This window comes from Burkholderia sp. BKH01 (assembly GCF_025685725.1).
GTDB lineage: Bacteria > Pseudomonadota > Gammaproteobacteria > Burkholderiales > Burkholderiaceae > Burkholderia > Burkholderia pyrrocinia_C.
Genome location: NZ_JAOTQT010000054.1, coordinates 1 through 3378, shown reverse-complemented (window position 1 = coordinate 3378; position 3378 = coordinate 1). Strand labels below are relative to the sequence as shown.

General features: G+C 52.3%; 2 rRNA genes. Both read right to left on the bottom strand.

Annotated elements, in window-relative coordinates:
- Positions 1 to 5: 5 nt before the first annotated feature.
- Positions 6 to 118: ribosomal RNA gene (gene rrf / locus OEJ37_RS34740) — 5S ribosomal RNA — on the bottom strand.
- A gap of 132 nt (positions 119 to 250) precedes the next feature.
- A 23S ribosomal RNA gene (locus OEJ37_RS34735) occupies positions 251 to 3132 on the bottom strand.
- Between the last annotated feature and the right edge of the window lie 246 nt (positions 3133 to 3378).

Below are 3378 nucleotides of genomic sequence, written 5' to 3'. Positions count from 1 at the left end.
AGGGAGCCTGACGATTACCTACTTTCACACGGGAATCCGCACTATCATCGGCGTAGAGTCGTTTCACGGTCCTGTTCGGGATGGGAAGGGGTGGGACCGACTCGCTATGGTCATCAGGCAAAGAGGGTTGTTCTGCTGGCGTGGCCAACAGAACCAATCTGGGAAGAAGCAGTAATTTAGGTTGTGTGTATCACACACGAGAATCCAACCCGTCCGACGCGCTGTAATCAGCGCGAGACAGACTTGTTATAGGATCAAGCCTTACGGGCAATTAGTATCAGTTAGCTGAACGCATTACTGCGCTTACACACCTGACCTATCAACGTCCTGGTCTCGAACGACCCTTCAAGGGGATCTAGTCCCCAGGGATATCTCATCTTAAGGCGAGTTTCCCGCTTAGATGCTTTCAGCGGTTATCTCTTCCGAACATAGCTACCCGGCGATGCCACTGGCGTGACAACCGGTACACCAGAGGTTCGTCCACTCCGGTCCTCTCGTACTAGGAGCAGCCCCCTTCAAATATCCAACGCCCACGGCAGATAGGGACCAAACTGTCTCACGACGTTTTAAACCCAGCTCACGTACCTCTTTAAATGGCGAACAGCCATACCCTTGGGACCGGCTACAGCCCCAGGATGAGATGAGCCGACATCGAGGTGCCAAACACCGCCGTCGATATGAACTCTTGGGCGGTATCAGCCTGTTATCCCCAGAGTACCTTTTATCCGTTGAGCGATGGCCCTTCCATACAGAACCACCGGATCACTATGACCTGCTTTCGCACCTGCTCGACTTGTCGGTCTCGCAGTTAAGCACGCTTATGCCATTGCACTATCAGCACGATTTCCGACCGTACCTAGCGTACCTTCGTACTCCTCCGTTACGCTTTGGGAGGAGACCGCCCCAGTCAAACTGCCTACCATGCACTGTCCCCGACCCGGATCACGGGCCAAGGTTAGAACCTCAAACAAACCAGGGTGGTATTTCAAGGACGGCTCCACCGAAACTAGCGTTCCGGTTTCATAGCCTCCCACCTATCCTACACAGATCGGTTCAAAGTCCAATGCAAAGCTACAGTAAAGGTTCATGGGGTCTTTCCGTCTAGCCGCGGGTAGATTGCATCATCACAAACACTTCAACTTCGCTGAGTCTCGGGAGGAGACAGTGTGGCCATCGTTACGCCATTCGTGCAGGTCGGAACTTACCCGACAAGGAATTTCGCTACCTTAGGACCGTTATAGTTACGGCCGCCGTTTACCGGGACTTCAATCAAGAGCTTGCACCCCATCATTTAATCTTCCGGCACCGGGCAGGCGTCACACCCTATACGTCCACTTTCGTGTTTGCAGAGTGCTGTGTTTTTATTAAACAGTCGCAGCCACCAGTTTATTGCAACCCCTTCACCCTTTGCGCGCAGGCGCATCAAGCTACAAGGGCGTACCTTATCCCGAAGTTACGGTACCAATTTGCCGAGTTCCTTCTCCCGAGTTCTCTCAAGCGCCTTAGAATACTCATCTCGCCCACCTGTGTCGGTTTGCGGTACGGTCATCGTTAGACTGAAGCTTAGAGGCTTTTCTTGGAACCACTTCCAATTGCTTCGCTCCCTAAGGAGCTCGCGCCACACCCTTGAATTCCGCGCCCGGATTTGCCTAAGCGCCTTCTCCAATGCAGCGACCGGGACTTCCAACACCCGGACAACCTTCCGCGATCCGTCCCCCCATCGCATCTAACAATGGTGCAGGAATATTGACCTGCTTCCCATCAGCTACGCATTTCTGCCTCGCCTTAGGGGCCGACTCACCCTACGCCGATGAACGTTGCGTAGGAAACCTTGGGCTTACGGCGAGGGGGCCTTTCACCCCCTTTATCGCTACTCATGTCAGCATTCGCACTTCCGATACCTCCAGCACGCTTTTCAACGCACCTTCGCAGGCTTACGGAACGCTCTCCTACCATGCGAGCAAAGCTCGCATCCGCAGCTTCGGTATATAGCTTAGCCCCGTTACATCTTCCGCGCAGGACGACTCGATCAGTGAGCTATTACGCTTTCTTTAAAGGGTGGCTGCTTCTAAGCCAACCTCCTGACTGTTTTAGCCTTCCCACTTCGTTTCCCACTTAGCTATATTTGGGGACCTTAGCTGGCGGTCTGGGTTGTTTCCCTCTTGACACCGGACGTTAGCACCCGATGTCTGTCTCCCGTGATTGCACTCTTCGGTATTCGGAGTTTGCTATGGCGGGGTAATCTGCAATAGACCCCCCAACCATGACAGTGCTCTACCCCCGAAGGTGAGACACGAGGCACTACCTAAATAGTTTTCGGAGAGAACCAGCTATTTCCAAGTTTGTTTAGCCTTTCACCCCTATCCACAGCTCATCCCCTAACTTTTCAACGTTAGTGGGTTCGGACCTCCAGTACGTGTTACCGCACCTTCATCCTGGCCATGGATAGATCACTTGGTTTCGGGTCTACGCCCAGCAACTGAACGCCCTATTCGGACTCGCTTTCGCTACGCCTGCCCTATACGGTTAAGCTTGCTACTGAACGTAAGTCGCTGACCCATTATACAAAAGGTACGCCGTCACCCCTTGCGAGGCTCCGACTGTTTGTATGCATGCGGTTTCAGGATCTATTTCACTCCCCTCCCGGGGTTCTTTTCGCCTTTCCCTCACGGTACTGGTTCACTATCGGTCGATCACGAGTATTTAGCCTTGGAGGATGGTCCCCCCATCTTCAGACAGGATTTCACGTGTCCCGCCCTACTTGTCGCACACCTAGTTCTTTCATACTGTTTTCGCCTACAGGGCTATCACCTGCTATGGCCGCACTTTCCAGAGCGTTCGGCTAACAATACAAATAAAGAGTGCAAGGCTCATCCCATTTCGCTCGCCACTACTTTGGGAATCTCGGTTGATTTCTTTTCCTGCGGTTACTTAGATGTTTCAGTTCACCGCGTTCGCTTCACATGGCCTATGTATTCAGCCATGGATACTCCAAAAGGAGTGGGTTTCCCCATTCGGACATCTACGGATCAAAGCTCGTTTGCCAGCTCCCCGTAGCTTTTCGCAGGCTACCGCGTCCTTCATCGCCTGTGATCGCCAAGGCATCCACCACATGCACTTGTTCGCTTGACCCTATAACGAGTCTGTCTCTTCGACAGTCGCTACAGGTTGAGTTCTCGCGTTGTGCCGTATTCCAATTGAGTCAAACTTAGAGTTCGAATCATCTTGAGATACATCGATACAATCACAACCCGGATAACTTTCACGTCCATCTCAAGACGCTTCCGCTATCCAAATTACTTGCTTCTTCCAGATTGTTAAAGAACGACAGCCGATATGGTGTTACTCATATCACTCTGACTGGCTCAATCGCCAATG